The 24,053-nt window shown below is 61.6% G+C and carries 24 protein-coding genes and 1 tRNA gene; 12 read left to right on the top strand and 13 right to left on the bottom strand.

Annotated features, from left to right (window positions below):
• Positions 1–64 precede the first annotated feature (64 nt).
• Genes hslO through BM234_RS12545 form a run of 3 tightly spaced genes read left to right on the top strand, consistent with a single transcriptional unit; the run spans position 65 to position 2,803 of the window.
• Positions 65–1,057: an Hsp33 family molecular chaperone HslO gene (gene hslO, locus BM234_RS12555; protein WP_092065499.1), complete on the top strand. Its 993-nt coding sequence runs from the start codon at positions 65–67 to the stop codon at positions 1,055–1,057.
• The gene (locus BM234_RS12550; protein ID WP_092065497.1) at positions 1,038–1,649 is read left to right on the top strand and encodes a CoA pyrophosphatase; all 612 of its coding nucleotides are present in this window, start codon (positions 1,038–1,040) and stop codon (positions 1,647–1,649) included. The genes hslO and BM234_RS12550 overlap by 20 nt, the downstream gene beginning before the upstream one ends.
• Positions 1,646–2,803, top strand: a complete 1,158-nt coding sequence (locus BM234_RS12545; protein ID WP_092065495.1) for a CCA tRNA nucleotidyltransferase — start codon at positions 1,646–1,648, stop codon at positions 2,801–2,803. Before BM234_RS12550 ends, BM234_RS12545 begins: the two co-directional genes overlap by 4 nt.
• 155 nt (positions 2,804–2,958) lie before the next feature.
• Here BM234_RS12545 and BM234_RS12540 read toward each other — a convergent pair whose 3' ends face one another.
• The 6 genes from BM234_RS12540 to ilvD form a co-directional block, all read right to left on the bottom strand.
• On the bottom strand, positions 2,959–4,074 hold the full coding sequence (locus BM234_RS12540; protein WP_092065493.1) for a site-specific DNA-methyltransferase: 1,116 nt from the start codon (positions 4,072–4,074) through the stop codon (positions 2,959–2,961).
• A gap of 105 nt (positions 4,075–4,179) precedes the next feature.
• On the bottom strand, positions 4,180–4,803 hold the full coding sequence (locus BM234_RS12535) for a ribonuclease HII (protein WP_245752632.1): 624 nt from the start codon (positions 4,801–4,803) through the stop codon (positions 4,180–4,182).
• Entirely contained in the window at positions 4,800–5,153 is a 354-nt protein-coding gene (locus BM234_RS12530) for a hypothetical protein (protein WP_092065491.1), read from the bottom strand. The genes BM234_RS12535 and BM234_RS12530 overlap by 4 nt, the downstream gene beginning before the upstream one ends.
• Before the next feature lie 9 nt (positions 5,154–5,162).
• Positions 5,163–5,900, bottom strand: a complete 738-nt coding sequence (locus BM234_RS12525; RefSeq protein ID WP_092065488.1) for a DUF6478 family protein — start codon at positions 5,898–5,900, stop codon at positions 5,163–5,165.
• Complete coding sequence (locus BM234_RS12520; protein WP_092065486.1) at positions 5,897–6,457, bottom strand: hypothetical protein; 561 nt, start codon at positions 6,455–6,457, stop codon at positions 5,897–5,899. Before BM234_RS12520 ends, BM234_RS12525 begins: the two co-directional genes overlap by 4 nt.
• 7 nt (positions 6,458–6,464) lie before the next feature.
• Positions 6,465–8,222: a dihydroxy-acid dehydratase gene (gene ilvD / locus BM234_RS12515; protein WP_092065484.1), complete on the bottom strand. Its 1,758-nt coding sequence runs from the start codon at positions 8,220–8,222 to the stop codon at positions 6,465–6,467.
• Here ilvD and BM234_RS12510 point away from each other — a divergent pair.
• The 3 genes from BM234_RS12510 to BM234_RS12500 all read left to right on the top strand — a co-directional run bounded on the left by BM234_RS12510 (position 8,206) and on the right by BM234_RS12500 (position 11,544).
• Entirely contained in the window at positions 8,206–9,222 is a 1,017-nt protein-coding gene (locus BM234_RS12510) for a CPBP family intramembrane glutamic endopeptidase (protein ID WP_139226803.1), read from the top strand. The two genes, ilvD and BM234_RS12510, sit on opposite strands and share 17 nt — an antisense overlap.
• Positions 9,223–9,292: 70 nt before the next feature.
• Complete coding sequence (gene accD, locus BM234_RS12505) at positions 9,293–10,270, top strand: acetyl-CoA carboxylase, carboxyltransferase subunit beta (protein ID WP_092065479.1); 978 nt, start codon at positions 9,293–9,295, stop codon at positions 10,268–10,270.
• Positions 10,267–11,544 carry a bifunctional folylpolyglutamate synthase/dihydrofolate synthase gene (locus tag BM234_RS12500; RefSeq protein WP_092065477.1) on the top strand — a complete coding sequence of 426 codons (1,278 nt, stop codon included), beginning with the start codon at positions 10,267–10,269 and terminating at the stop codon, positions 11,542–11,544. The genes accD and BM234_RS12500 overlap by 4 nt, the downstream gene beginning before the upstream one ends.
• 5 nt (positions 11,545–11,549) lie before the next feature.
• Here BM234_RS12500 and BM234_RS12495 read toward each other — a convergent pair whose 3' ends face one another.
• Both BM234_RS12495 and BM234_RS12490 read right to left on the bottom strand, forming a co-directional pair.
• Entirely contained in the window at positions 11,550–12,119 is a 570-nt protein-coding gene (locus tag BM234_RS12495) for a hypothetical protein (RefSeq protein ID WP_092065475.1), read from the bottom strand.
• 191 nt (positions 12,120–12,310) lie between these two features.
• A complete protein-coding gene (locus BM234_RS12490; RefSeq protein ID WP_092066035.1) occupies positions 12,311–13,336 on the bottom strand; it encodes a LacI family DNA-binding transcriptional regulator in 1,026 nt (341 codons plus the stop codon).
• A 109-nt stretch (positions 13,337–13,445) separates the two neighbouring features.
• Here BM234_RS12490 and BM234_RS12485 point away from each other — a divergent pair.
• The 3 genes from BM234_RS12485 to msrA all read left to right on the top strand — a co-directional run bounded on the left by BM234_RS12485 (position 13,446) and on the right by msrA (position 14,915).
• Positions 13,446–13,522, top strand: a tRNA-Arg gene (locus BM234_RS12485).
• A gap of 284 nt (positions 13,523–13,806) precedes the next feature.
• Positions 13,807–14,151, top strand: coding sequence for a hypothetical protein (locus BM234_RS12480; RefSeq protein WP_092065473.1), 345 nt, complete (start codon positions 13,807–13,809; stop codon positions 14,149–14,151).
• Between the two features lie 98 nt (positions 14,152–14,249).
• Complete coding sequence (gene msrA / locus BM234_RS12475; RefSeq protein WP_092065471.1) at positions 14,250–14,915, top strand: peptide-methionine (S)-S-oxide reductase MsrA; 666 nt, start codon at positions 14,250–14,252, stop codon at positions 14,913–14,915.
• Here the strand turns inward: msrA and BM234_RS12470 are convergent, their stop codons facing one another.
• Entirely contained in the window at positions 14,916–15,776 is an 861-nt protein-coding gene (locus BM234_RS12470; RefSeq protein ID WP_092065469.1) for a ribokinase, read from the bottom strand.
• Between the two features lie 68 nt (positions 15,777–15,844).
• Positions 15,845–16,294 (bottom strand): hypothetical protein, encoded by a 450-nt coding sequence (locus tag BM234_RS12465; RefSeq protein WP_092065467.1) that lies wholly within the window; start codon positions 16,292–16,294, stop codon positions 15,845–15,847.
• Positions 16,295–16,762: 468 nt separating this feature from the next.
• Here BM234_RS12465 and mutS point away from each other — a divergent pair, with 468 nt between their 5' ends.
• Positions 16,763–19,366: a DNA mismatch repair protein MutS gene (gene mutS / locus BM234_RS12460; protein ID WP_092066033.1), complete on the top strand. Its 2,604-nt coding sequence runs from the start codon at positions 16,763–16,765 to the stop codon at positions 19,364–19,366.
• Between the two features lie 57 nt (positions 19,367–19,423).
• On the top strand, positions 19,424–20,107 hold the full coding sequence (gene rpe, locus BM234_RS12455) for a ribulose-phosphate 3-epimerase (RefSeq protein WP_092065465.1): 684 nt from the start codon (positions 19,424–19,426) through the stop codon (positions 20,105–20,107).
• On the opposite strand, the gene BM234_RS12450 is transcribed toward rpe, so the two are convergent.
• A complete protein-coding gene (locus BM234_RS12450) occupies positions 20,104–20,625 on the bottom strand; it encodes an isopentenyl-diphosphate Delta-isomerase (RefSeq protein ID WP_092065464.1) in 522 nt (173 codons plus the stop codon). The genes rpe and BM234_RS12450 overlap by 4 nt on opposite strands.
• Before the next feature lie 114 nt (positions 20,626–20,739).
• On the opposite strand from BM234_RS12450, the gene BM234_RS12445 reads away from it, so the two are divergent.
• On the top strand, positions 20,740–21,156 hold the full coding sequence (locus tag BM234_RS12445) for a c-type cytochrome (protein WP_092065462.1): 417 nt from the start codon (positions 20,740–20,742) through the stop codon (positions 21,154–21,156).
• Positions 21,157–21,158: 2 nt separating this feature from the next.
• Here BM234_RS12445 and BM234_RS12440 read toward each other — a convergent pair whose 3' ends face one another.
• Positions 21,159–22,145 carry an aldose epimerase family protein gene (locus BM234_RS12440; RefSeq protein WP_175501268.1) on the bottom strand — a complete coding sequence of 329 codons (987 nt, stop codon included), beginning with the start codon at positions 22,143–22,145 and terminating at the stop codon, positions 21,159–21,161.
• Positions 22,142–24,043 carry a beta-galactosidase gene (locus BM234_RS12435; RefSeq protein WP_092065457.1) on the bottom strand — a complete coding sequence of 634 codons (1,902 nt, stop codon included), beginning with the start codon at positions 24,041–24,043 and terminating at the stop codon, positions 22,142–22,144. Before BM234_RS12435 ends, BM234_RS12440 begins: the two co-directional genes overlap by 4 nt.
• Positions 24,044–24,053 lie beyond the last annotated feature (10 nt).

Below are 24,053 nucleotides of genomic sequence, written 5' to 3'. Positions count from 1 at the left end.
TGGCCCGTGCCTTGCCCTGCTTATATGGTAGCGATATGCCAAACGGCGGCAATCAAGGAAACTCATGACCCTCGGAACCAAAATCGCGTGGGACGACACCGTCCTGCCCTTCCAACTCGACCTCGCCGATACGCGCGGCCGCGTGGCGCGGCTTGACGGCGCGCTCGGGAACATTCTGGCACAGCACGACTATCCGCCCGCCGTAGAGGCGCTGGTGGCCGAGATGGCGTTGTTGACGGCGCTCATCGGCCAGACGGTAAAGTTGCGCTGGAAGCTGTCGCTTCAGGTTCAGTCCAACGGACCGGTCCGCCGAATCGCCACCGATTACTACGCGCCCTCCGCGGACGGGGAACCGGCACGGATTCGCGCCTATGCCAGCTTTGACGCGGATCGCCTGACCTCCGGCACCCCCTTTGAGCAGGTGGGCGAAGGCTATTTCGCCGTGCTCATCGATCAGGGCCAAGGGACCACGCCCTATCAGGGGATCACCCCGCTCACCGGCGGCTCCCTCTCGGCCTGTGCCGAAGCTTACTTCGCCCAGTCGGAGCAGCTTCCGACCCGCTTTGCGCTCTCCTTTGGCCGCTCGACGGAAACCGGCGGACAGGAACACTGGCGCGCGGGCGGCGTGATGATTCAGCACATGCCAAAGGCCTCCCCCTTCGCCGCCGAAGGCCCCTCGGGCGATGAGGGCCTGCTGACCGGGTCCGATCTCGTGTCGGGCGAGGATGGCGAGACGTGGAACCGCGTGAACATCCTGCTCGATACCGCCGAGGATATGGAACTGATCGGCCCGCAAGTGCCGCCCACGGACCTGCTCGTCCGGCTTTTCCACGAGGAAAGCCCGCGTGTCTTTGATGCGCAATCGGTCAAGTTCGGCTGTACCTGCTCCGAAGAGCGGGTGCGCAATTCGCTCTCGATCTATTCGGCCAAGGACATCCGCACGATGACCACCGAAGAGGGGCGCGTGACCGCCGATTGCCAGTTTTGCGGCGCGCATTACGATCTGGACCCGGCCACTCTCGGCTTCGAAGCACCCAATGCCCCGGACGAATCCTGATCCCTTCGAGGCGCTCAGCGCCGCGCTCGGCGATACACGGGCCGCCTCGTCGGATTACGATCTCAATCCCAATCACCGGCCGCCGGCGCGACACCTTCGCCCGGCGGCTGTGCTTGTGCCCCTGATCGAGACACCTGGCGGGCTGCATGTGATCCTGACCAAACGGTCCTCCGCGCTTCAGCATCACCCGGGCCAGATCGCCTTTCCGGGCGGCAAGATGGACCCCACCGACGCCTCCCTCGAAGATGCCGCCCTGCGCGAAGCCCATGAGGAAATCGGCCTCCATCCCGCCTCTGTCACGATCATGGGCCGCCTGCCGGAACATGAAACCGTCACCGCCTTCACCATGACGCCGATCATCGGGCGGCTGACCGCGCCCTTCACGCCCGTGCCCGAACCGGGGGAGGTCGCGGAGGTCTTTTCCGTGCCGTTCGATCATATCGCCGATCCCGCGCGCTATTCGATTCAGTATCGGCGGTGGCGCGGCGAGCGGCGGTACTACTATACCGTGCCCTACGGCCCGTACTACATATGGGGGGCGACGGCCCGCATCCTGCGCGGTCTCGCCGGCAAGCTCTCGGGAGAGGCATGAAGGTCAGCGGCGACTGGATCAATGGCAAGGTGACGCAATCCGTCCTGCGGATGCTGACGGACGGGGGGCATGAGGCCTATGTCGTGGGCGGCTGCGTGCGCAACGCCCTTCTGGGCGAGGCGGTGAGCGATGTGGACATCAGCACCAACGCCCGCCCCGCACAGGTCATCGCTCTGGCCGAAGCCGCACGGCTCAAGGCTGTGCCGACCGGCATAGACCACGGCACCGTGACCGTGATCGCCTCCGGCACCCCGCATGAGATCACCACATTCCGCCGCGATGTCGAAACCGACGGTCGCCGCGCCGTCGTCGCCTTTGCCGATACGCTCGAAGAAGACGCCCGCCGCCGCGATTTCACCATGAACGCCCTCTATGCCGATGCAGAGGCCCGCGTGCACGACCCCCTCGGCGGGCTGGGCGATCTGCGGGCGCGTCGGGTGCGGTTCATCGACGATCCCGCCGCGCGCATCCGCGAAGATTACCTGCGCATCCTGCGCTTCTTCCGGTTTCACGCGTGGTACGGCGATGCGACCGCCGGGCTCGACCCCGAAGCGCTCGCCGCCTGCGCCGAATTGGCTGATGGCCTTTCCAACGTCTCTCGCGAACGGATCGGGGCGGAGCTTCTCAAACTGCTTGGCGCGCCCGATCCCGGCCCGGCCGTGGCCGCGATGGATCATGCTGGTGTGCTGGCGCGCATACTGCCGGGGGCGGACTCGCGCGCCCTGCCCGTGCTCATCCACGAAGAAGACCGCCTCGGCGCCGCGCCCGACCCGCTGCGCCGTCTGGCCACCCTCGCGGTGCCCGACCCCAAGGCGCTTCGCCTCTCACGGGCGGAGGCTCGGCGGCTCGCGCTTCTCGCTGGTGCCGCTCGTGATGGGACGGACCCCGCCGCGCTCGCCCTCGACCATGGCGCGCAAACCGCCCGGGATGCCCTCCTGATCCGCGCCGCCCTGATCGGTCAGCCGGTGAGCGACGAGGCATGGGCGCTGCCCGCCATCGCCGCGGCTCAGAGCTTCCCGGTCGCCGCGCGCGATCTCATGCCCGCGTATCAGGGGCCCGCGCTTGGCGCCCGCCTCGCCGCGCTTCGCGCCGCGTGGATCGCCTCCCGTTTTGCCCTCACCCGCGAAGATTTGCTCGCCCTCCCCGAGGTGTGACAAGTGTATGCCGCCGAGTCATACGCTTGTCATACAAAAGTCACACCCACTTTTCAGGGGCTTAGCCCAAAACGAAAAAACCCCGCCGAAACACGGCGGGGCAAGTTCGTGCCGTGGCAAAGGCCACAGGCACCGGCGGTACACCTTGAAAAATATCAGTTGGGACGATCGCCCATTTCTGCGCGGATCTGCTGGCGCAAGACGTCGATCGGGATGGTCTTGCCCTCCCGCTTGAAGCACCAATAGGTCCAACCGTTGCAGGATGGCGCGCCCTCAAGATGCGCCCCAACCTGATGGATGGATCCCTTTACATCGTTGCCCACAAGCGTGCCATCGGCCCGGATCTTGACCTTGTAACGCTTGTTCATCGACGTCAGTTCTTCGCCCGGGCGCAGCATGCCGCGCTCGATCAACTGGCCAAACGGCACCCGTGGTTCGGCCCGCTTGGAGGTCGAAACCTGAAGCGCTTCGCGGTCATATTTGCGAATGTTTTCAAGCCGCTTCTCCGCCACGGCGCGATAGCCCGCGTCGCGCTCGATACCGATGAAGTCGCGGCCCAGCATCTTGGCAACCGCGCCCGTCGTGCCCGTCCCAAAGAACGGATCAAGCACCACGTCGCCGGGATTGGTTGAGCCCACAAGCACGCGGTGCAGCAGCCCCTCGGGCTTTTGCGTCGGATGCGCCTTGTCGCCCTTGTCATCCTTCAGCCGCTCATGCCCGGTGCAGATCGGCAGCACCCAGTCAGAGCGCATCTGGATGCCCTCGTTGAGCGATTTGAGCGCCTCGTAATTGAAGGTGTATTTCGCACCCTCGTCGCGCGACGCCCAGATCATTGTCTCATGCGCGTTGGTGAACCGCTTGCCGCGAAAGTTCGGCATCGGGTTCGACTTGCGCCAAACCACGTCGTTGAGGATCCAGAAGCCTTCGTTCTGAAGCGCAGCCCCGACGCGGAAAATGTTGTGATATGAACCGATTACCCAGATCGCGCCATTGGGTTTCAACAGCCGCCGCGCGGCCTTCAGCCATGCTTCGGTGAACCGGTCGTAGGTTTCAAAACTTGCAAACCTGTCCCAGGCATCATCGACCGCATCAACCTTGGAGTTGTCAGGGCGGTGCAAATCGCCCTTGAGCTGCAAGTTATACGGAGGGTCCGCGAAAATCAGGTCGACGCTTCCCTCGGGAAGCGAATTCATCACTTCGATACAGTCGCCCGCAAGAATACGGTTAAGGGGGAGCGCATCAGCGCCCTTTTTCTTGGTCATCGTGTCCATTTCTCTGCCTCAAACCCCGGCGCATTTTTGCGCTCTCTGGATGTGGATAAGATGAGTCAAACACGAATCGCGGTCAATTTGTTTTTTGAATCAGTGGGTTAAGCTTTACTGTTGATACAAGATATTGTGGACAGGTTTGAACGAATGTCTATGGTGTGGGGTCACACCAAGATTTTGGAGCGCCAATTTGTGGCTTTTTGAGGGGTAACCCTTGTTCGTCTCCCACCCGTAGCCCGGAAACTGTTGCGCCAAATCCCTCATGATCTCGTCGCGCACGCATTTCGCGACGATCGACGCGGCCGCAATCGACAGGCAATTCGCATCCCCCCGCACGATCCCGGTGGCGGGCAGGTTGATTTCGCGGGGCAACATCTTGCCGTCGATCAGCGCATGGTCCGGCCGGACCGACAGCGCCGCCAGCGCCCGCATCATCGCCAGATGGCTGGCCCGAAGAATGTTGATACTGTCGATCTCCTGCACGCTGGCCTCACCCACACCGACGAAAGCCTTCGCCCGGATCTCCTCGCATAGTTCCGCGCGGCGCTTTGCGCTCAACTTCTTGGAATCGTTGAGCCCCTCGGGGATGGACAAAGGGTCAAGCACCACAGCAGCCGCCACCACAGGGCCGGCAAGCGGGCCGCGACCGGCCTCATCCACACCAGCCACTCGCTGCGCCCCTGCACCCATCAAACCCAGTTCTCGCAAGTAATCCGGAAGCCCGCCTGTCATCCCTCCTGCGTCTCCACGCAATGTCGGCGGAACGCCGATTTCAAAAGGTCCAACTCCGCACGAAGCAGCGCAAGCTCCGCCTCAAGATCACTGCGCAGATCGCCCGCGACAATCACGCAGCGGGCTAACTCCTGTCCCGCCGCGCTCGTCAACGAAAGGGTGTGCGCCCCGTCGGATATTGCCGCCGCAGGCACCCCCACCTCGGCAAAGCGCCCCTCAGCGCCCGTTCCGCCAAGGCGCACGTCCTCGATCCGGGCCCCGTCGCAAAAGGCGATGGGCGGCTCCTCCGAAGGATCAAGCTCTACCCGCCAGACGCCATCCCGCAGGCTTTGTTTGCGAAGGTCGGACATCCCTCTCTCCTAAAAGGCCGCGCGCGTCAGGCGCATCAGCGTCACGTCGCGCAGGTCGATCTGGTTCATCGCCGGATCATGCAGGATCAGATCGAGCCAAAGCCGATCTATGGGCCGCCGCTCCAGCTCCGCATAGGCCAGATCGAACTCAACCATGGGCCGGGCATGGGACGGGTCGAAATCGCGCACCAGCGTATTGGTTTGCGGTCCCTGTCGGATGTTCAGGCGCGATGAAATCCGGGCGGGACGCTCAGAGGACACATGCACATCCAGACGAAGAAGGTGGCGCGGCTCCAGCCCGGCACAACCATCTTCGGGAATATCGATCACCAGCGACAGGAACCCGCCTTGATAGTGATAGCAATCGAGCGACAGGCCAAAGGGGGCAAGGTCGTCCAGCCCCGTATTCGCGCGCTGCGACAAGGCGACTTCCGGCTCGCGCCCATCTACGAACAAAGAGGCCTCGGCCCCGATCGCTGTCCGGTTTTCCGAAATCACCTGCCCCTTTGGGCTGAGCGGGCTTTGCCAGATTTCCGGCCGCCATGCCCATTCCGTGCCGGGTGGTCGCCGGAATGTATCGCCCCCGGCCCGCCTGTCGCTAAGGTTCAGAAAACCATCGAGTTCCCGTTGCAAGGCCCGCGCCCTTGCCCTCGTTTCCAAGGTTTCCGAGGGATCCAGGGTTTGCGCCGCAGCCGCGCGTCCGCGCCAGTGCCGGAGGGCGAGGCTTTGGATCAACCGGCCAATCATTTTGCCGAACTTGCCTTGCGGATGGACTCTGCGAAAGATCGTGCCAGACGCGCCCCCGCCGCGTCGCCCACCGCGCTTCCCTTGGGGCCGAACACTCCGATCAAGACCCCGTGGCCATTGACGTTCAGCCCCGCCCGCCAGTGCGCCGAAGCGCCATCAGGCACGATCTTCTGACCGCCTTTCGACAGACGGACCAAGGCCATATCGCCTTCGGCTCGTGCCTCGGAGGGGCCGAAGGGCTGCAATGCGGTGGTCAGAACCGTCAGGTCCACCTCCCCCGCCGTCGTCGGGCTGAGATCCACCGTCGCGGTCAACACCAAGGGCCGGGCCGGGCCGGGCTCAGCCCCATCGGAAAGCCGGGAACAGCTCGCCACGAGGGCAAAGGCCATCCCGTCCCCCCGGCGGGTCGCCTCCCGGTCGATGCAATAGCCAAGCGGTGGCGCGATCACCACGCCGCCCCCTGCAAAGGACATGCTCTGCGTTACCGGACCACCCGCGGGCACGCAGCCCGCAAGCATGACAGCGCCCAGAGCGGCGATGCGAATTGCGCGCCCCACGGGCCCCTCAGAGATCCATATAAATGTGGGTCTCTGCCTCCGCGCCCGGATGGGTCACAGCACCCTTGTAGGTCGCGCCCACCAGTTGCGCATATTTCCAAAGAGCGCCCGAGGCATAGTTGGTCTCCCGCGGTCCCGCCCATCCAGCGCGGCGCGTGGCCATGTCCTCGTCGGTGATGTCGACGCTGATCTCGCCAGTAACGGCGTTGATGGTGATAAGATCGCCATCCTTCAGAAGAGCGATGGGGCCACCTTGCGCCGCTTCGGGGCCGACGTGACCCACACAGAAACCGCGCGTTGCGCCCGAAAAGCGCCCGTCGGTGATAAGCGCGACTTTCTTGCCGACACCCTGTCCAGAAAGCGCCGCCGTGGTCGACAGCATTTCGCGCATACCGGGGCCGCCTGCGGGGCCCTCATTGCGGATCACGATGACCTCGCCCTCTTCATAGGCGCGTGCCTTCACGGCCTCGAAAGCATCTTCTTCGCATTCGAACACGCGGGCTGGGCCGGAAAAGACCTGCTCTTCCTCGCTCATGCCTGCGACCTTTACGATGGCACCCTCGGGGGCAAGGTTGCCCTTGAGGCCAACAACACCACCGGTCTTGGTGATGGGCGTCTCAATGGGATAGATCACCTTGCCGTCCGCGACGCGCTCGATGAGCTCAAGCTCTTCGCCGATGCTGCGGCCCGTCGCTGTCATGCAATCCTCATGGATGAGTCCCGCCTTGCGCAACTCTTTCATGACCACGGGAATTCCGCCCGCATCATACAGATCCTTGGCGACATAGGCGCCGCCCGGCTTGAGATCCACGAAGTACGGGGTCTCGCGGAAGATTTCGCACACATCTTCGAGGAAGAATTCGATCCCCGCCTCGTGGGCGATGGCCGGCAGGTGCAACCCGGCGTTGGTCGATCCCCCGGTGCAGGCGACGACCCGCGCGGCGTTTTCCAGCGACTTGCGCGTGACGACGTCCCGCGCACGGATGTTCTTTTCCAGAAGGCTCATGACCGCGCGGCCTGACGCCTCCGCATATTGGTCCCGGCTTTCATAGGGCGCGGGCATCCCCGACGAATTCATCAGCGCAAGCCCGATCGCCTCGGAGACACAAGCCATGGTATTGGCGGTAAACTGTCCGCCACAGGCCCCGGCTGAGGGGCAAGCCACCCGCTCCAGCATATCGAGCGCCTTGTCCGACAAGGTGCCATTCTGGTGCCGGCCAACCGCCTCGAACATGTCCTGCACGGTCAGATCGCGCGTGCGGAAATCTTCGGGGATCTCGTCCACCTGAGGCGCCTTGCCGGGAAGGATCGACCCGCCATAGATGAACACCGACGGCACGTTGAGGCGAACCATCGCCATCATCATCCCCGGCAGCGACTTGTCGCATCCGGCGAGCCCGACAATCGCATCATAGCAGTGGCCGCGCATCGTCAGCTCGACCGTGTCGGCAATGGCCTCCCGAGACGCGAGAGAGGATCGCATGCCCTCGTGCCCCATGGCGATCCCGTCCGTCACGGTGATGGTCGTGAATTCGCGCGGGGTGCCGTGGGCCTCTTTCACGCCGCCCTTTACGGCCTGAGCCTGACGGGACAGCGAGATATTGCACGGTGCAGCCTCGTTCCAGCAGGTCGCAACACCGACCAGCGGCTGGTGAATTTCCTGCTCGGAAACTCCCATCGCATACATGTAGGACCGGTGCGGCGCGCGGGCCGGTCCCTCGGTCACATAGCGGCTGGGCAGGACTGACTTGTCGAATTTGGTCATTGGCTGGCTCCCCGGAAAAGTCTGCCTTGGTCTAAGTGACCGCGCGGGGGCGCGCAAGCGGCTGACGCATCGCATTGCAGAGCGCCCTTCGCCGCCCTACCTTCCCCGAATGCGCTACGCCGCCCATCAACGCTTCATCGAACCGGCCCGGCCCACCAAGGAACCTTGGCGGCTCATAGCGGGTCTGTTGCTGCTTATGGTGCTTTTTCTTGCCCTCAACTGGGGTCTTGATGCTGTTATTGCCCTTCTTGGCGGCCGAGAGCTTTCGACGGCGCTCACGAGACTGACCCAAGACCAAAGCGGCCCGGGCTTCGCACTCGCCTCGCTCTTTCGCCTCGGATTTCTCGGCGTCGCCTGCATTTTGACTGTACGAACGCTGCACCGCCGGGGAGGCCGTTCGCTTTTTGGCGACACAAAACGAGCCCTGGGCCAAGGTGGCCGCGTGCTCGTCGCGCTTGCCCTGCTCTATGCGGCGATTGCGGTCTTGCCGCCGTGGGGGTCGGATTTGCAGCCGGAACCAAACCTGCCGTTCGGGCTCTGGCTTTCTCTTCTGCCGCTATCGCTTGTCGCCATAATCGTACAATCGGGGGCTGAGGAACTGGTCTTTCGCGGCTATCTGCAACAACAACTCGCCGCGCGCTTCGCCTCCCCTCTCATATGGGCTGCTCTTCCAACAGCGCTGTTCGCCGCGCTGCACTATGCGCCCGCGCTCGCGGGGGAGAACGCAGGCCTTGTCGCACTCTGGGCTGCCGCGTTCGGGATCGCCGCCGCAGATCTGACCGCGCGCGCCGGAACGCTGGGCCCCGCCATTGCCTTTCACGCCTTCAACAACGCCACAGCGCTTCTGTTGCTGGGCGTTGCGGGGAACTTCGACGGGCTGGCGCTCTATGTGCTTCCCGTAGAGATGACGGATACCGCTGCGATCCCCGCCTTGATGCTCGTCGATCTCTGCATCCTTTTTGTCGGGTGGCTTGCCGCCCGTCTGGCGATCCGCGCATGAGTGCGGCGCCGATTGCAATTTGCTGTCCCCGAGATTATTTGGGGCCGCATCCGTCCAGCAAGGATTTGGCATGAACTGGATCACCAACTACGTCCGGCCGAAGATCAACTCGCTTTTCTCCCGCCGTGAGACGCCCGAAAACCTCTGGCAGAAGTGCGATGAGTGCGGAACGATGCTCTTTCATCGTGAACTGGCGCAGAACCTGAATGTCTGCACCAACTGCGGGCATCACATGGCAATCCGCCCCCGCGACCGCTTTACCGCGCTGTTCGATGGCGGGATTTTCGCAGAGGTGAAGGTGCCCGCGCCGATTGCCGATCCACTGCACTTTCGCGACCAGAAGAAATACCCCGACCGTCTGCGCGCCGCACAGCGCGCCACCGGAGAGGCCGAAGCGATGCTGGTGGCCACCGGTGAAATCGGACGGACACCCATCGTCGCCGCCGCACAGGATTTCTCCTTTATGGGTGGCTCCATGGGGATGTATGTCGGGAATGCGATCATCGCGGCGGCGCAAGAAGCGGTGAAGCTCAAGCGCCCGCTCGTCCTCTTTTCAGCCGCTGGCGGCGCACGGATGCAAGAGGGGATCCTGTCTCTCATGCAGATGCCGCGAACGACCGTTGCCGTACAGATGCTGAAGGAAGCGGGCCTGCCCTATATCGTCGTGTTGACCCATCCGACGACCGGCGGCGTCACCGCGTCCTATGCGATGCTGGGGGATATCCAGATCGCCGAGCCGAACGCGCTCATCTGTTTTGCTGGCCCCCGTGTGATCGAACAGACCATCCGCGAGAAGCTCCCCGAAGGGTTTCAGCGGGCGGAATACCTGCGCGACCACGGCATGATCGACCGAGTGACTGATCGCAACGCTCTGCGCGGCGAGTTGATATCCATCATCCGCATGCTGCTCGGCCAACCACCCGCGGTCATGGGGGATCTTCCGGCCCCGGCACCGATCCCTTCTGTCTCCCGTCCGGCATCGGAGCCGGATGCCGCGGAAACGGAGATCCCCAGCAAAGCGCACAGCGCCGCGCCGGTTCGCGAATGACTGCCCAAGGTTCCGACGTCGTCCTTGAACGGATGATGTCGCTCCACCCCAAGATCATCGACCTGACGCTGGATCGGGTGTGGCGGTTGCTGGACGCGCTCGACCACCCGGAAAAGCGCCTTCCCCCGGTGATCCACATCGCGGGGACGAACGGCAAGGGGTCGACCCAGGCCATGATCCGCGCCGGGCTCGAAGCAGGTGGGGCGAAGGTCCACGCCTATACCTCGCCCCATCTCGTCCGGTTTCACGAACGCATCCGCCTCGCTGGCGATCTCATCTCAGAGAAGGCGCTCACCGCGATCCTTGATGAGTGCTATGAGACGAACGGCCCCGACGCGATCACCTATTTCGAGATTACCACCTGTGCCGCGTTGCTTGCCTTCGCCCGAACCCCAGCAGACTACACCTTGCTGGAGGTGGGATTGGGCGGACGGCTCGATGCCACCAACGTCATCGAAACGCCGCGCCTCACCGTGATAACCCCGATCTCCCTCGACCACGAAAGCTATCTTGGCGACACGCTGGCAAAGATCGCGACGGAAAAGGCGGGCATTCTCAAGCGCGGCGTTCCCTGCGTGGTTGGGCCACAGCCCGACGAAGCGATGGACGTGATCGAAGCGCGCGCGGCAGCACTCGGCGTACCGCTCCATGCCTATGGTCAGCAATGGCACGTCACCCGCGAGCATGGGAGACTGGCGTTTCAGGATGAGACCGGCCTGCTCGACCTCCCGCCGCCCGTTCTGCCCGGCGTGCATCAGACGGAAAACGCTGGCGCGGCGCTCATGGCGCTACGGCTTCTCGGACAGGCTGAGCCTGCTTGCGAAGCGGCACTGACGCGGGCGGATTGGCCTGCTCGGATGCAACGGTTGCGCGGTGGCGCTCTCAACGCGCTCGCGCCGCAAGCTGAAATCTGGCTCGACGGGGGCCACAATCCCGCTGCGGGCAAGGCGCTGGCCACCACGCTGTCGGAATTGCCCGAGCGGCCCACGCATTTGATCTGCGGAATGCTCAATACCAAAGATGTGTCGGGATATTTGCGGCCTCTCGCTGGGCAAGCGCAGTCCCTGACGGCAATTTCCATTCCGGGTGAAGCCGCGACCCTCTCCGCCGAGGAGACCGCCTCCGCAGCAAACGGCGCAGGCTTTCAGGACGTAACGACCGCGCCTGACCTTGCCGCCGCCGTTTCCGCGCTGCACCGGGTGGACCCCGATGCGCGCATTCTCATCTGCGGCTCGCTCTATCTTGCCGGACATGCCTTGAGACAACAGGGCTAGCTGGCTCAGCTTTTTTCTTCGGCCTTGGTCTTGGGTGCGGTCGTCTTGGACGCTTCACCCTTGGAAACCGCAGGTTTGGCCTGAACGGCCTTTTCGGTTTTCTCCGAAGGGACGGGCGCTGTCGCCTCTGCCGCAGGTGCCGAGATCTTTTCCGCTACGACCTCCGCAGCCTTAGCGGGAGGAGTGACTTCTGTCGTCTTGGCGACTGTTTCGGGCGTCTTGGGGGCGAGTTCCGCTGACTTAGCTTCAACAGGAGCAGTCTTTTCCGCCGCCTTGGGGGCCGCGCTCTTCGCAGAGCTGCGGCGGGTCGCTACCTTCTTGGCCGGAGCGGGAGCCTTAGGAGTGACTTCGGTCGGTGCAGGGAGGGTTTCGATGGAATTTGCCGCGACAACGGCGGGTGCCTTGGCGACCTTGTTGCCCGTTCCGCAAAGCGACACGGGCGCATCGTGCCACGGCGAAAACGTAAGGCTATAGCTCATCATCTGCTGGGCGAAGCGGATCTGCATCTCCATCATATAACCAGCGAAACGAACCTGCGCTGCGGAAAAACGTAGGGGATCGGGTGCCATCATCATGGGCGATCTGTCCTCTTTACATCGAAAAGGCCGGGCAATGGCCGGCGGTGGATTCTGGGCAAGGCGCCCGCCACGACTCGTGACATCAGGACTCTAACGTTAGCCGCACTGCAGCGAAACCACTTCGAGTAGAACAGCGGACGAAAACGGGGGTTTCCCGCCAGTTGCCCATTTCCGCGGCCTAAGATGGATCAGGTCCGCCGCAGAGTCTCGCCATAGGAAAGGGTCGGAAACAACTCTATCACCTTGTCGATGGAGGCATCCGGCGCGGCAAGACGTTGTGACACCAATTCCGCCGCTTTGCGCCCAATCTCAAAACGACAGGCATCCATCGTTGCCAACTGGCGCGGCAAACCGTTGAGCAGCTCCACACCGTTGAAGCCCGCCAATCCTATCTGATTTGGAATATCGATCCCCTTGTCGAGAAGGTACAGCAGCCCCCCCGCGGCAATCATGTCATTGGAGTAATAAAGAAAATCAAGATCCGGTGTGCGATCCAACATCGCTGCGGTCATCTCCCGCCCCTTGGCTAGCGCCGATCCGCCGGAGTAGAATTCCTGATCCGCCACTTCGATACCCGCCTTGGCGAGAGCGCCGGTAAGACCCTCGAACCGTTTACGCGCCCGGTGATCAAGTGGCATCTTGGTGCCCATGAACCCGATCCGCCGAAATCCAGCCTCCGCGATGGCTTGGCCCATCATACGCCCGGCACGCCGATGAGAAATGCCCACGGCGCAATCGACCGGCTGGCCGTCGATATCCATGATCTCCACCACCGGAATGCCCGACGCTTCGAGCATGGCGCGACTGGCATCGGAATGCTCGATCCCCGCAATGATGACCCCCGAAGGACGCCAACTCAGCATCTCGTAGAGGACTTTCTCTTCCTTTTCGGGAATGTAATCCGTGACCCCGACGACCGGTTGCAACTCCGTATCCTCCAGAACCTGACTGATACCGGTCATCACGTCGGGAAAAACCATGTTGGACAGCGACGGGATGATCACACCCACGAGGTTCACGCGCTGGCTTGCGAGAGCGCCGGCAATCTTGTTTGGCACATACCCTAGGCGCTTGGCGGCGCGAAGAACCCGTTCGCGGGTCGTTTGGCTGACATCGCCGCGATTGCGCAATACGCGGCTTACGGTCATCTCAGATACGCCGGACGCCTCCGACACATCCCGCAGAGTCAAAGGGCGTTTCGGGGGCTGGGTCACTGCATGCTTTCTGTTTTTGCTTTGCCCCATGATACTTCTGATCGCTTCCGCTGTACAAGCGAATGCAGGGTCTTGTCATGAACGTCACTCCGGGCGAAAAGGGCCGGGTGACCTCGTGGCTCAACTGGATAGAGCAGCCCCCTCCTAAGGGGCAGGTTGCAGGTTCGAATCCTGCCGGGGTCACCATTCGGATCGGGTCAGAGATCCTTCGATCCACCTCCCCCCGCAATGAATGATTCCATGACCCTGGGTCATGATTTCAACGCGAAAGAGAGCCTCCTGAGATTAGCTCGCGTCGGATTGTTGACGGCTCCTCTACAACGCACTTCGAGAGAGGGTATTGCCCGGCAGTTTGCCGCTCAATCCGGAAACTATTAACTTTTTAGTAAAATTGGCCTCCTGAAAAAGCACATTGTCGCTACATAAACTCACTGACGCTGTTCCGCAGCAGTGTATTGGAAAGGTACGAAATGGTGAGTCGCAATGCCGCGCTAGACGATATGATCGAGTTCGCAATGGAGGAACTTCTTTCAGGGAATGCTCCTCGCAAACGCTCCATGGTGCGCCGCATGGCTCAACGCTGGCCCGAGCAACCGGCTCTGGCGCTTGTCTATTCGGTCACATCCGCCACTGAGATGATCGAAGATCAGTTCGGGCGTTCGGACGATCCTGTCATACCCTTGGGCTATCGGCTTGCCGCGCTCGTATCCTCCGACATCCACGCCGTGCAATCCATGGGACAAACCCCCTCCGTAGCGCAGGACCTGCTCCATTTCTGGCGACGTGTCGATCCGCTTTTCCTCCGTCTGAACTAGACCGATCACCCGGCGTCACCTCTGCGTGAAACGGCGTTGCAGGGGCTTGGCCAACGTTCCGCCCGGTAGCACTCTGGTCAGATACTGGAGGATATCGAATGACCCTGTTGCCTGAAAAAGTCAAAGTCCTGTCGCTTACTTTGGCGCTTGGGATTGCCGCCCTGCTCACATGCGAACGCGCCGAGGCCGCAGCCCAGGAAACCCTGATCGTCGCAGGAGGATGCTTCTGGTGTGTGGAAGCGGACTTCGAAAAGGTCCGGGGTGTCGAAGAGGTTGTCTCAGGCTACACTGGCGGAACCGTTCCGAATCCGACTTACAAACAGGTCACTGCGGGCGGAACCGGCCACTATGAAGCTGTAGAAATCCGCTTTGATCCAGCCCAGGTAAGCCGGGCGAGCTTGATCAATTTGTTCCTCCGATCGGTAGACCCGACCGATGCCGGGGGTCAGTTCTGTGATCGCGGCGCCTCTTATAGAACGGCAATCTTCGCGCAAGACGCCTCGGAGGCGGAGTTGGCACGAAGCGCCGTAGCCTCCGCCGAGAAGGAGATCGGCCAAACGATCGTGACCCCCATTCTGAACGCGGGGCCATTTTACGGCGCTGAAGAGTATCATCAGGATTACTACAAAAGCTCTGACCGCGTGCTGACCAGATTTGGGTACGTGGCCAAGAAGGACGCCTATAAACGGTACCGCGAGGGGTGTGGGCGCGACCAAAGAATCCGTTCGATCTGGGGCGACGACGCGCCGTTCGTCGGCGGCTGATCAGAGGGCGAGAACCTCACGCAAGTCCGGAATGACATCCGCCGTACCATGACGGGCTACCATAAGTGCGGCGGCTCGGGATGCCAGATCTATGGCTTCTTCTACTGGATGGCCACGATCGAGCCCGGCGAGGAGATAGCCGGTAAACGTGTCGCCCGCGCCCGTCGTATCTACTGGAATGGCAGGATGGGCCGGAAAGCGGCGCGTCTCACCTTGGGTAATCCAGTCACAGCCGTCGGCCCCGTGGGTGACAAAGACATTTTCAATGCCCAATTCCCCTGCGAGCACCCCAAGTTCATCCTGTAATTGCCTCGCTTCCACAGCGTTCAGGATAAGCAGATCTAGAAAGGGCACGAGCGCGCGAAGACGTCCCGGAACGTAAGGTGCCACCGCATAGGCGACCCGCATTCCGAGCTTTCGACCTGTTTCCGCGGCAAAGCCTTGTTCCCCTGTCTCATTCTGAAACAACAGGAAATCTCCCGTTTCCGCCCCGGAAATTGCTGCGCCAATCATATCCGTTGAGATTTTGGCATTGGCCCCCGGATAGAGAACGATGGTGTTTTCACCCTCCGTATCGCGCATGATATTGGCGTGGCCCGTCGCCCCCGTCAGGACGCCTATATGCCGGGTGTCGACACCAAATTCAGTCAGACGGTCCCGCGCCCAGACGCCGTCACTTCCCACAGCGCCGATATGGGCCACATGAGCGCCGGCCCTTGCGGCAGCGACGGACATATTCGCCCCCTTGCCACCAAGACCCATGCTCAATTCGGTGGAGGCAATGGTCTCGCCCGGCCCGGGGATACGCGGCACACTATAGAAGTTGTCGACGTTGATAGACCCGAGATTCCAGATGGTCATGGTGGCCCCCGCCCGAAGAATTCAGGCAGAGAATGCCCGTGGAGGTCGGTGGCCGCAAGGCAATGAGCCTATTCCGAGAGCCAGTGCAGCAGTGTCTCGAACTCATACTCGATACGAAAGGCATTCTCATCGGCGGCGCGCATCGCAGCAGACCAACTCTGAAGCATCCGCGACATCCCGTAAGCAACTTCGCTGTCGACGAGGATTCCGCGCCGAAGGGATACACGATGAGGGTATCGCGCAGAAATCTGAACCATCATACGAATATGATCGGTCGTCACCCGGCTGAAATCATAGCCCCGAACGTCGATGAGCATGGGGAGGCTGTCTTCGCCAAGGTTCCGGCGCTGCAAGACCTCGAGCATCTCGGCGACGTCATGCGGTGCGATCTCTCTCAGAAGATAGAGATAGAGCACCGATGGTTCGCTGAAAGCGGTAACCCGATTGATGCTGAATCCGGAAACCTCCAGGATCGGCTCGAAAGAAATATCCGGCCGATTGGCGCGCGTTGCACTCATCCGCAAAAACCTCGTTTACTCGTTAAAAAACGTCTTGGGTGGCGATGGCCCGGAACAAAGTTAATTGACCCGTTAGTCAAGCTAGGTAGAAGCCTCTGGCCTTTCAAACAACGTTTTCCTTCCGTCATGACGCTACGTAAAAATGTGCGCGAAACAATCTTGCTTTCCCTACGTCATCTGGCATCGAAAAGTTGCATAGATTTTTCACGAACGAACTTTTCATCTCGCGCGCATTGTCGTTCTGAGGGCTAACCTATCCTCGAAGCGCTTTGGATCGGCCAATTTTCGCCGTCCATCGAATCAAAGCGGTTTGAATACACAGGGCCCGCGGGATTATCTTGGCTCCCGCGGTTACCGCGACAGAGGGCAAGAACGGGGGTTCAATCCCCCGAGGCCGGACTTTAGTCTGCGCTCCGATCAACCCGTCAGGAGAAGTTGGTGAAATCAGACGCCCCCGCAGCCACGCCCATGATGGTGCAGTACCTAGAGATCAAGGAAGCGCACCCGGGCGCGCTCTTGTTCTACAGGATGGGCGATTTCTATGAGTTGTTCTTCGATGATGCGGTCGCCGCCTCCGCTGCGCTCGATATCGCGCTGACGAAGCGGGGCAAACACGCGGGCGAGGATATTCCCATGTGCGGCGTTCCCGTACATGCGGCGGAATCCTATCTTTTGACACTCATCAGAAAAGGCTTTCGCGTCGCTGTTTGCGAACAGCTTGAGAGCCCGGCCGAAGCCAAGAAGCGTGGATCCAAATCCGTTGTGAAACGCGATGTCGTGCGATTGGTGACACCCGGCACTTTGACCGAAGACTCTCTTCTGGAGGCGCGGCGGCACAATTTTCTCGCCGCCTTCGCGCGGATCAGGGATGAATGTGCGCTTGCTTGGGTGGATATATCGACAGGAGCGTTTCATGTCGCCGGCCTCAAGGAGGCGTCGCTCGGCCCGGAACTTGGCCGCATCAGACCTGCGGAGCTTTTGGTTTCGGAGGCCGAGGAGAGCAAGTGTAGAGACATCACGGACGAAGCAGGAGCTTCGCTAACGACACTGGGGGCATCAGCCTTCGATTCCACGAGCGCCACCCGCCGCATCTGTGAGCTTTTTGGAATTGCGTCCATCGACGCCTTCGGAAGCTTTGAGCTTGCGCAGATCGCCGCGATGGGCGCGATCGTCGAATGGCTTACCATCACCCAGAAGGGCAACCTGCCCTTGCTTCGCCCCCCGCAGCAGGAGCCCGCAGGGGGCAATGTTCAGATCGACGCGTCGACCCGCCGCAATCTCGAACTGACGCAGGCGTTGGGTGGAGGACGAGCCGGCTCACTGCTGCAGACGATTGATCGCACAGCGACGGCCGCCGGCGCGCGTTTGCTGGAGCGGCGCCTATCGGCCCCCTCAAGGCAGTTGGATGTGATCCAATCGCGCCTTGATGCCGTAAGCTTCGCGGCGGAAAACTCAGGGGTTGCGAACGCGCTGCGCGAGAGTTTGCGCCATATTCCCGATGTCGATCGCGCTCTTTCTCGGCTCGCACTTGATCGCGGAGGGCCACGTGACCTCGCGGGCATAGGCACGGCGCTCGCACGTACGGAACAGATCGCAACGGCGCTTGAAGGGTTTGATCTTCCTGACCTCATTCGGAGCGCCACCAAGAGCCTGCGCGGACACGAAGACCTGCGCGCGTACCTTGATGAGGCCCTCGTGGCCGATCCTCCTCTGCTGGCAAGAGATGGCGGCTTTGTCGCCAGCGGGTTTGATGACGAGTTGGACGAAACGCGCAGGCTTCGCGACGAAGGCCGCAGCATCGTCGCATCGCTTCAGGCGCGATATGCCGAGGACACTGGGATCCAGAGCCTAAAGGTCAAGCACAACAACGTCCTCGGCTATTTCATTGAAACAACGGCCACCCATGCGCAAAAGATGCTGGCGCCGCCACACTCGGAGACCTTTATCCACCGGCAAACCACCGCAAATCAGGTGCGTTTCACCACCGTGGAGTTGAGCGGCCTCGAGACGCGCATCCTCAACGCGGGCGGCCGTGCGCTTGAGATTGAGAAACGGATCTACTCTGAACTCAGGCAGGCCATACTGAAAAGCGCAGGGCCCTTGGGTAACCTCTCGCAGGCGCTCGCGGAAATTGATCTGACCGTCGCCCTCGCGACCCTTGCCCGCGAAGCGGATTGGACACGGCCCCAGCTTGATGCAAGCCGCGCCTTCGATATTGAGGGCGGACGGCACCCGGTTGTCGAGGCCGCCTTGCGCCGCTCGGGCGATCCGTTCATCGCGAACACATGTGAGTTGAGCGAGACGCCTGTCTGGTTGCTCACCGGTCCGAATATGGCGGGTAAATCTACCTTTCTGCGGCAAAACGCGCTCATCGCCCTTCTTGCCCAGATGGGTAGCTTCGTTCCGGCACGGCGTGCACATATCGGGATCGTCAGCCAGATCTACTCCCGTGTGGGGGCGTCGGACGATCTCGCACGGGGCCGTTCGACATTCATGGTGGAAATGGTCGAAACCGCCGCCATCCTGAATCAGGCGGATGACCGCGCCCTTGTCATTCTTGATGAGATCGGGCGCGGGACGGCGACATACGACGGGCTTTCGATCGCATGGGCAACGCTGGAGCATCTGCACGAAACAAACCGGTGTCGCGCACTTTTTGCGACCCACTATCACGAACTCACGGCGCTGGCTGGAAAGCTGCCGGGCGTGGCCAATGCGACCGTCGCGGTGAAGGAACACGATGGCGACGTGATCTTTCTCCATGAAGTTCGGAAAGGGGCTGCCGACCGGTCCTATGGGGTCCAAGTTGCCCAACTCGCGGGCCTTCCGCCCTCGGTCGTGGCGCGCGCGCGCACCGTTCTTGATGCGCTGGAGAGGGGTGACCGAGGCGGCTCCCCCGCCAAACAGACGATCATCGATGACTTGCCCTTGTTCAGCGTCGCCGCCGCTCCGCCCCCAAAGACCAAGCCTCAACCCGCCATTGAGCGACTACGTCAGGTTCATCCCGATGAACTTTCTCCCCGTGAAGCGCTAGACCTGCTCTATGAGCTCAAGTCGCTGGCCGAGAGTTGACCTTGCCAAGCTCGTCTCAGGCGGCCATCTAGGACAGGATCCAAAGGAGACGCCGCCATGACACGCGCTATCAAAATCGCCCCTTCGATCCTTTCGGCCGATTTCGCCAACTTCGGCGCTGAATGCGCAGCGATCGAGTCACAAGGGGCCGACTGGGTTCATGTGGACGTCATGGATGGGCATTTTGTCCCCAACATCACATTTGGCCCCGCCACCTGTGCCGCCATCCGCCCGCATATCAAGGGGGTGATGGACGTTCATCTGATGATCGCGCCGGTCGATCCGTATATCGATGCCTTCGCCAATGCAGGCGCGGATGTCATTACCGCTCACCTGGAAGCAGGGCCGCACATTCACCGGACACTGCAGGCCATTCGCTCCCATGGTGTGAAAGCCGGAATCGCCCTCAATCCCGGAACGCCCGCCGAAGCGATCGCCCCACTCATGGACATGATCGACTTGGTATGTGTGATGACGGTAAATCCGGGCTTTGGTGGGCAAAGCTTCATCATGAGTCAGATCGAGAAGGTGCGTAGCCTCTCGGACATGATCGGTGATCGGCCCATTCACATAGAGATCGACGGCGGGGTCGACCCGAAAACAGCCCCACTTGTCGCGGCAGCCGGGGCCGATGTGCTTGTTGCGGGATCTGCAGTCTTTCGCGGTGGGTCAGTTTCCGCCCCTGAGGTCTATGGTGAGAATATCCGCGCGATCAGAGCCGCCGCCGAAGCCGCGCTTTAGTCCCCGAGTATCAGGTGTCTGTGCTCAGCAAGATAGATGCGCAGCCACGGCGTGAACTTTTCCGGGCTTCTTGATATCTCTGCTTCGAGGTCCGCAATCTCCACCCAACGGGTATCGAGAACTTCTTCGGGGTTAGGCACGGGTTCGAGGTCTTCGGGCGCATCGAGCTTGAAAAGAGAGACGTCCTCATCCTCGATCAACCCGCCACCGACCTCCGCGCGATAGTGAACTTGCCCGCAGGAAAATGGATTGAGCCCCGGCAGCCCCAACTCTTCGGCGAGCCGCCGCTTCGCGCAATCCAGCGGCGCTTCGCCCCAATGCGGATGGGTGCAACAGGTGTTCGCCCAGAGGCCCGGCGTGTGATACTTGCCGAGCGCGCGTTGCTGCAGAAGCAAGTTCCCCCGCCGCAAAACGAACACCGAAACAGCCTTGTGCCGCAGCCCGAGCCGATGCGCCTTGAGCTTCTCGACAGGGCATAACTGACCATCTAGATAGGCGGGTATTAGCGTTTGTGTCATGGCGTGACAGGTGCCCCTTCCTGCCCTCTTGTACAAGAGGGCAGCACAGCCCCTTGGACTGGGCGATCAAAGAACTTATCTCCTCATCTATTGCCCGTCTCCCCCGGAGTTCTCATGTTTCGTTCCGCCCTGATATTTTTCGCACTTCTGGCCGCAAGTTCCGGCCATACCCAGTCGGCCGACAACGGTCGGGTCGTGGTGGAAAAGCAATGCACCACCTGCCATGCCGTGATCGATCCGGAGGGCAACAAGCTTGTCGGACGCGACGCCCGCACCGGCCCTAACCTTTACGGCATTGTGGGGCGCAAAGCGGGCGATGCTGATTTTCGGTATGGTTCCGCCATCCTCAAAGCGCGGGAATTCGGGTTGGTTTGGACCGAGGCGAACCTGAGCCAATACCTTCAGGATCCAAGCGGCTTTCTGGCAAAATTTCTCGATGATCCGCAAGCCCAGAGCAAGATGCCCTACCGAGTTAGAAACGCGGGCGAAGCTGCCGATGCGGCGCACTATCTCTCGCGCGCAGCGCGGTAGGATCACGCGATCTGAAGGTGGTAGCGTGTCCTCTGACAATACACCTCTTCGGGGCAAAGCGTGATGCTGGGGTAATCGGGGTGGTTTGGTGCATCGGGCCAGCCTTGTGGTTCCAACGCCACTCCCGACCGCGGCCCGAATTCGAAATCGTTCAAGACCCTTGGGCCTGTGATAGGCAATGAATATCCGTTGAACACTTGTAGCCCCGGCTCTGTCGTTTCCAGCGTCAGCTTTGCCAAAGGCCCTGCAAGGCGCGCGGCCAAGGCCATTGGCCGCGAAGCGGTAGCCAAACAGTAGCTGTTGTCGATTTCGACGTCGCCATCCAAAGCATGGGCCGTTCGGAAATCAAACTTTGTATCCTCAACGGGCTGAGGCAATCCCATAGGGATAAGATCCTTGTCCGTTTCCAACACATGATCCGCGAAGATCTGTAACTCGTGATCTGCCGTGTCGCCATTCGATCCGAGGTTCCAATAGGGGTGATGCGCGAGGTTCATCACCGTCTGCACATCACTCTTTCCAGTAAGCGTCAGCTCGAGGGTCGCGCCGCTAATTTGATAGTGCGCTTCGAGCCTGCGCGTTCCCGGTAGACCGTCTTCGCCAGCCGAAAGGTCGAGCGTGAGGACCGCATCGGTCGGACCAGCATGGACAATTTTCCAGATGCTATGATGGACACCCGCCTCGCCACAATGGACAACGTGCCCGGTCGGTTCATTGGGGGGCAATTTGTAGCGCTCCCCGTCAATCCACAGTGATCCATCACGCAGCCGGTTCGCAACCGGCCCGACGACCGCCCCCGCGTATTGCAGCGGCCCCACCATCTCTGAGGGGGCAGCAGGCGCAAGCAGCAGCGGAGAATCCACTCCCTCAAGTCGCAGGTCGGCCAATGTTGCGCCCAAAGTCCAAATCTCGGCGCTAAGGTCATCCGACCGTAGGGTTACGGCATGAACATCTTCGCCACGGGGCGCTACGCCGACAAAACGCATCATAGCAATTCCCACGCCACATCCGCAGCCCCGATCGTTTGACCTCGCCATTCGATGGGCGCCGCGCCATAGTTTGTGTAAACCCGATGAGTTGCCGTATCGCGCCGGCGAAGCGCCGCAGGCATGGCCTCAGTCTCGATCCCCGCGTCCAAGCAGGCAGATCCGATCATCCGGTCCAACGCGGTCTCGTCTGGCCAACCACAAAGATACGCGACCCGGCCTGATTTCAGCAGTGACGGTGCACCGCTTTCTGTGCGTTCAGCCACGTGTACCAAGGCCTCCACCGTTTCAAACCAGTGGCGAAAGGCACCGCCCGCCGCCAAGGAAACCTCTTCCTCCGGAGGGAGGCTTTCGACGAAATTCAGCCGAGCGCCAAACAATCTGAATGCTGTGGGCTCTGGGAGCGCTGTGGCCATCTCTGGCGTCTTCATGCCCGTTCGTGGACCAAGCAGGACGTGCGCCCCGCATGCCTCAAGCGCCGCGAACATGGCGCTGGAAAGCTCCGCCAGACCGGGCGCGAGGACCAGATCATACCCCTCGACCTCTTCTGGTTCCGGCGCGATGATATCGACGGACAATCCCAGCCGCCGCAGCCCGCGATACATCTCGAAGCACAGACGGAAGTAATCAAAGTCCGCGCCCTGGGGTTGGGTTTCCCACGCCCACGCGGCGGCATAATCAAAGACAAGCCCCACCTTTGCTTTTGCCGTGCTCGCATCGGGCATGGCGCTCAATTCCTTCGCGACCTGTGCGACCTCTGCCATCGCAGGTGCATCGAGCCCGTTCGGGCGCTGCAGCCCCGCGTGCATCTGTTCCTGCGCAAAAGGTGCCTGTCGCCACCGGAAATAACAGACGGTCTCGGCACCGTGGGCAAAGGCTTCCCACGCCCAGAGCCGCGCCATCCCGGGCAAGGGGGCCGGGTTGTAGGGCGCCCAATTCACCGGACCCGGTTGCTGTTCCATGATCCACATGCGCCCCTTGCCGACGCGGCGATAGAGATCGTGGTGAAAGGCCTGTAGGTCCGGATCGCCCTGACGGAGGAACGCGCGTTTGTGCGCATCGCTCGCCTCCAGCCGGTCGGACAGGAAGCCGATGGGGTAGGAATCCCAACTTGCGATATCGAGGTCTGCGCCGACCGCGAAATGATCAAATGCGGTTTCCCGGCCCATGTAATTGTGGATCAGCGGGGCGTTCGTGGCCGCCCGGAGGATATCGACCTGTAGGCGGTTGAAGCTGACGACCTGATCCGAAGAAAACCTGCGGAAGGCCATATGATGCGCGGGATTGGCCTCCGTCACGGTCAGGTTCGGAAGGTCAATCTCATCAAAGCTGCGATACTCCATCGACCAGAAGACGTTGCCCCACGCCTCATTGAGGGTCTGGACCGTCCCATAGCGCGTACGAAGCCAGCGCCTGAACGCATCCCGGGCCGCGCTGGACCATGACAGGACCGTATCATGGCAACCATATTCGTTGTCCGTCTGCCACGCTGCGACATGGGGGTTCGGCCCGTAGCGTTCGGCTAGAAGCGATACGATCCGCGCGCATTCCTCACGGTAGCCGTCGTGCGAAAAACAATAGTGGCGGCGCGAGCCGAACTTTCTCGGCCGTCCTTCTGCATCAACGGCGAGCATGTCCGGGTGACGCTCCAGCATCCAACGCGGCGGCGTGGCCGTCGGGGTGCCGAGAACCACCTTGAGACCGGCTGCTCCCAGCACGTCGATCGCCCTGTCGAGCCAGTCGAAAACCATGACCCCCGGTTCCGGCTCCATCCGCGACCACGCAAATTCCCCGATCCGAACCCAGCTAAGGCCAGTCTCGACCATGCGCCGGGCATCCTCAGCCCACCGATCCTCGGCCCATTGCTCAGGATAGTAACAGACACCAAGCGTACGTTTCATCAAACGCCTT

Source organism: Poseidonocella pacifica (assembly GCF_900111875.1).
GTDB lineage: Bacteria > Pseudomonadota > Alphaproteobacteria > Rhodobacterales > Rhodobacteraceae > Poseidonocella > Poseidonocella pacifica.
Note: the sequence above shows the minus strand (reverse complement) of the source record. Positions and strands in the feature narration are given on the sequence as shown.

What these genes read in the sequence shown, in the direction of transcription:
- BM234_RS12470 (WP_092065469.1), bottom strand. Translation starts at nt 15,776, where the DNA reads ATGACCATCTGGAATCTCGGGTCTATCAACGTCGACAACTTCTATAGT.
- BM234_RS12530 (WP_092065491.1), bottom strand. Translation starts at nt 5,153, where the DNA reads ATGTCCGACCTTCGCAAACAAAGCCTGCGGGATGGCGTCTGGCGGGTA.
- BM234_RS12500 (WP_092065477.1), top strand. Translation starts at nt 10,267, where the DNA reads ATGACTGCCCAAGGTTCCGACGTCGTCCTTGAACGGATGATGTCGCTC.
- msrA (WP_092065471.1), top strand. Translation starts at nt 14,250, where the DNA reads ATGACCCTGTTGCCTGAAAAAGTCAAAGTCCTGTCGCTTACTTTGGCG.
- BM234_RS12540 (WP_092065493.1), bottom strand. Translation starts at nt 4,074, where the DNA reads ATGGACACGATGACCAAGAAAAAGGGCGCTGATGCGCTCCCCCTTAAC.
- BM234_RS12495 (WP_092065475.1), bottom strand. Translation starts at nt 12,119, where the DNA reads ATGATGATGGCACCCGATCCCCTACGTTTTTCCGCAGCGCAGGTTCGT.
- BM234_RS12445 (WP_092065462.1), top strand. Translation starts at nt 20,740, where the DNA reads ATGTTTCGTTCCGCCCTGATATTTTTCGCACTTCTGGCCGCAAGTTCC.
- mutS (WP_092066033.1), top strand. Translation starts at nt 16,763, where the DNA reads ATGATGGTGCAGTACCTAGAGATCAAGGAAGCGCACCCGGGCGCGCTC.
- rpe (WP_092065465.1), top strand. Translation starts at nt 19,424, where the DNA reads ATGACACGCGCTATCAAAATCGCCCCTTCGATCCTTTCGGCCGATTTC.
- ilvD (WP_092065484.1), bottom strand. Translation starts at nt 8,222, where the DNA reads ATGACCAAATTCGACAAGTCAGTCCTGCCCAGCCGCTATGTGACCGAG.
- BM234_RS12440 (WP_175501268.1), bottom strand. Translation starts at nt 22,145, where the DNA reads ATGATGCGTTTTGTCGGCGTAGCGCCCCGTGGCGAAGATGTTCATGCC.
- BM234_RS12535 (WP_245752632.1), bottom strand. Translation starts at nt 4,803, where the DNA reads ATGACAGGCGGGCTTCCGGATTACTTGCGAGAACTGGGTTTGATGGGT.
- BM234_RS12525 (WP_092065488.1), bottom strand. Translation starts at nt 5,900, where the DNA reads ATGATTGGCCGGTTGATCCAAAGCCTCGCCCTCCGGCACTGGCGCGGA.
- BM234_RS12545 (WP_092065495.1), top strand. Translation starts at nt 1,646, where the DNA reads ATGAAGGTCAGCGGCGACTGGATCAATGGCAAGGTGACGCAATCCGTC.
- BM234_RS12450 (WP_092065464.1), bottom strand. Translation starts at nt 20,625, where the DNA reads ATGACACAAACGCTAATACCCGCCTATCTAGATGGTCAGTTATGCCCT.
- BM234_RS12480 (WP_092065473.1), top strand. Translation starts at nt 13,807, where the DNA reads ATGGTGAGTCGCAATGCCGCGCTAGACGATATGATCGAGTTCGCAATG.
- accD (WP_092065479.1), top strand. Translation starts at nt 9,293, where the DNA reads ATGAACTGGATCACCAACTACGTCCGGCCGAAGATCAACTCGCTTTTC.
- BM234_RS12550 (WP_092065497.1), top strand. Translation starts at nt 1,038, where the DNA reads ATGCCCCGGACGAATCCTGATCCCTTCGAGGCGCTCAGCGCCGCGCTC.
- BM234_RS12465 (WP_092065467.1), bottom strand. Translation starts at nt 16,294, where the DNA reads ATGAGTGCAACGCGCGCCAATCGGCCGGATATTTCTTTCGAGCCGATC.
- BM234_RS12435 (WP_092065457.1), bottom strand. Translation starts at nt 24,043, where the DNA reads ATGAAACGTACGCTTGGTGTCTGTTACTATCCTGAGCAATGGGCCGAG.
- hslO (WP_092065499.1), top strand. Translation starts at nt 65, where the DNA reads ATGACCCTCGGAACCAAAATCGCGTGGGACGACACCGTCCTGCCCTTC.